General features: G+C 51.9%; 4 protein-coding genes. All 4 read left to right on the plus strand.

The genetic code is table 11. The annotated features are described in order from the left end of the window. Positions 1-375, plus strand: a 375-nt coding sequence (locus INT22_RS20455; protein WP_226912498.1) for a TRAP transporter large permease subunit, incomplete at its 5' end; no start/stop codon positions are given. A gap of 301 nt (positions 376-676) precedes the next feature. Continuing rightward, entirely contained in the window at positions 677-991 is a 315-nt protein-coding gene (locus INT22_RS07540) for a hypothetical protein (protein ID WP_193060100.1), read from the plus strand. 169 nt (positions 992-1,160) lie between these two features. Then, positions 1,161-2,267: a heparan-alpha-glucosaminide N-acetyltransferase domain-containing protein gene (locus INT22_RS07545; protein ID WP_193060101.1), complete on the plus strand. Its 1,107-nt coding sequence runs from the start codon at positions 1,161-1,163 to the stop codon at positions 2,265-2,267. 56 nt (positions 2,268-2,323) lie between these two features. Then, positions 2,324-3,388 (plus strand): serine hydrolase, encoded by a 1,065-nt coding sequence (locus tag INT22_RS07550; protein ID WP_193060110.1) that lies wholly within the window; start codon positions 2,324-2,326, stop codon positions 3,386-3,388. Positions 3,389-3,589 lie beyond the last annotated feature (201 nt).

Here is a 3,589-nt window from a genome sequence, read left to right on the forward strand (position 1 = left end):
GGACAGGTGGCCAGCATCGATATGCCGACGATTGCGTTGCTGCTCTGCTTTGCGCTGTTTTTCCTGCTTATCGGCTGTTTCATGTCGGTCATCGAGAGCATCCTGATCTTCACTCCCATTGTGGTGCCTGCTGCGCTAAGCGCGGGGTTAGACCCTGTCCATTTCGGCATTGTGATGGTCATTACGCTTTCAGTGGGGGTTATCACACCGCCCTTTGGCACGGTGTTGTTTCTAATGGTGGGCATTACGCGGCTACGCTACGGGCAAGTAGTTAAAGCGGTGTTGCCGTTTTTGCTTCCTATTCTGGCCACCATTTTAGTGTTGATCGCGATACCTGGCCTTGCCACGTGGCTGCCTCGGGTGATGGGGTATTAATCCCCCAAACCTCGTTTGTCATGCTGCAGCGGGGCTCATGTGTCATTGATAAACAATAAATCACTAATTAAAGATCGCTGCGTCATTAGATTGGCATGCACGATTTTTATTCAAGTAATTGTATTTATAGTATTTTTTATTTTTTTTGGCATTTCCTGGTATGGCGGATGCAGTGTATTAGGCAAGAGCAGAGTGTTAGAAAGACGCGATGTTCTTGCCACTAACCAACGTTTTCAAATTATCGAATTTTTTGATTACCGAAAACTGAAGTGAAAGCGAAGCCATATCAGGAGGCATGACTATGAAAAAGGAAGCTCTCAAGAAACTTGGCATTTTAGGCGTATCGTTTGGTTTAATCGCTAGCCCGCTGGCCTTTGCTGGCATGGAAGGCAACGATGATTACGAGCCCGCTCCTCAGGAAGAAACGACCCAGGATGAGCAGGGCGCTTACAACTCTTTCGACTCTGATCAAGAGCAAGGTGCCACCACTGAAGGCGCTACTAATGAAGGTATAACGACCGAGTACGAAGAGGAAGAGCAAGAATTCACTTATGAAGAGGAAGAAGAAGAGCAAGACACATGGGAAACTGAAGAGGAAGATGATTCCGGTTGGTAACTCATGACTGCTAAAGGATTAACTTCTATTCCGGTTCACGGATGAGCCATGAAATGCCCCGCCAGTTGCGGGGCATTTTTGCGTTAAAAGATGTTAAATAGGGGGTGGGGAATGAATAGGCTATGGTTAGAGTTCTATTACTAACATCAGCCACAAGGACGTTGCCGACGTGTTGAACTGGAAGGAGGTTCCACAGCTTCCTAAAGCGCAAGGACGAATCGAAGCGATTGATCTCGCGCGTGGTATTGCCATTGGGCTGATGATTATCAGTCATGCCGTTAGTGGTTTAGTAGGCATGCGTCATGTGCCCGACTGGGGCATGGTGCCTATCCACTTTTTGACTAAGTTCTCGTCCTCACTATTTATTCTAGTGTTCGGCATAGCGCTGGCGGTGGCCTTCCTTGCTTACACGCAAAGTGACGATTGGCCTCGGCGGCGATTAAAGCTATGGGTAAGGGCCATTGAGGTTTGGTTTTGGTATAAATCGCTGATTATTATCGAAATGCTACCCTTTAGCTCGCCAAGCGATATTGTTAATACGCTGCTCTATGGGCGATTTGCTATCTGGGTAGAGATTCTCGGTTTTTACGCCATTGCCTTATTATGGGTGCCATTAATATTGCCGCTGTGGGCGCGAACGCCACTGTGGGGACGTTTGGCGACCATCGCAGGATTAACGGCGCTTTCAGCGTGGTTACAAGGCTTTTCCTTTGGGGGCTACGAGCTCTTAAAAGCGTTTCTGGTGGATCATGAAGAGCACTATGCCTGGGGACAGCTTAGCCGCGCCCCACTAATATTGTCTGGCTTATTGATCGGCGAAGCGCTGTTACGCTGCTATTTCGATGCCACCTTACGCCGCCGTTTAATTCTTTGGCTGGCAGGGTCGGGGGCGCTGATGGTCGGCGCTTTTTATGGCATAGCCATCGCCGGGGGCGATGTTCATGGTGCGATGATGGCGGTGGCTCGTAATGTGGGAAAACACCCGCCAGGGATAAACTTTATGCTGTTTAGCGTGGGTGGCGCGTTGGTGCTGCTTGGGCTTGCCTTAGCGGGTGGCGCAGCCGCTGCGAAAGTACTGTTGCCGATCACGCTCGTCGGTAGTGATGCGCTCAAAGCCTTTATCTTCCATATCGTGATGATTTTTCTGGTACTGCGTTTTTTATTGGAAGGCGAGGGTGCCTACAGCTACCCGCAGGCACTTGGCATTGGTGGTTTGTTAATACTCGGCGCCGCGCTGTGGATTTGGCTAACCCGCTGGATGGCGGCTCATCGCTAAACGCGAGCAAACTAACGGGAGTTGACGATTTGCGACACTGGATACAGCGCGGGCTGATGGTAGTAGCGCTGTTAATAGCACTGCCCGTTCATGCAGATTGGTATTATGCAGTCGATAAACAGAGCCGCTGGCAGGGTGACTTAAACGCCCGCATGGCCGCCATCGAAGAGGTGTTTGGTGGGCAGCTGGGCGTGTATGTGCAGAATTTGGCCAGTGGTGAAGCCTATTCCTGGAAAGCCGATGAGCCATGGTATTTGGCCTCGCTGATAAAGGTACCGGTGGCTGCCCAAGTGTTGGCCGAACGCCAAGCTGGCAGGTTAGCTCTTGATGAGCGGATTACCCTGGCGCGCAGCGACTATGTGGATGGTGCAGGCCCGGTTAACTGGCATGATCCAGGCACGCCTATTTCTATTGGTTATTTGTTGGAACAGATGATCACCGTTAGCGATAACACTGCGTCGGATATGCTGATTGATCGTGTAGGGCTTGAAGCAGTGAATGAACGGGCAAAGGCCATGGTGGCAGCGAGCGGAGGAAGGCCCGGTCATATAGGGCCGATTAGCAAGCTCGTTGGCGTACGCCAAGGTGTGTATGGCCAGCTTCATCCAGATGCCCAAGACTTAGAGGGTTTAGATTTTATGGCGCTGCGCAAGCACAGTGTTAGCCAGCGACCGGAAGCGTTAGCCCGTGCCCTTAGCGTGCGCCAAGATGCCTTCGAGCAGCCTGACTACGACCGCGCCTTTGATGCCTACGAAGCCACGGGTGAGAACGCAGGCACGTTGCGCGCCTTCGGGGATGTACTAGCCTCGCTTCACCATGGAGGTATGACGGATTTGAATACCGAGCAGCGCCAAACGCTGCTGGCGGTATTGAGCCGTACTTCCTCTGGCGAGCGCCGCTTGAAACAAGGGTTGGGCAGTGACATTCATTTTGCCCATAAGACCGGTACCCAGCACCGTCGTAGCTGCGATGCGGGTATTGCCTCGCGCATTTCGTCAGCCCAGAGGTCTTGGGTAATTGTCGCCTGTAGCCGAGGCCCGCTGTCGGTAAGCGCCCACGAACGCGCCTTGGCAAGTGTTGGTGATGCGCTACGTTTTAGTGGTGCATTAGCTGACCTTTAATCAAGCTAACGCTAGCACCTAACGCCGTACCAGCATGATAAACTGAGCCAATGCTCTGTTGATGTTTCACGGCCTGTCGTTGGAAAGTTGTAGCGCTTGGTGGCTAACGACGCGGGTGCCTCATTCGCTCGTACCTCGCGAGATTCGTTACACCGCGCTACGGTAGGTGCCATAGGTTTTGTAGCGCGTATATGGACTCCT

Origin of the sequence: Halomonas sp. 3D7M, from assembly GCF_014897885.1 — a bacterium.
In the GTDB taxonomy this organism is placed as follows: Bacteria; Pseudomonadota; Gammaproteobacteria; order Pseudomonadales; family Halomonadaceae; genus Vreelandella.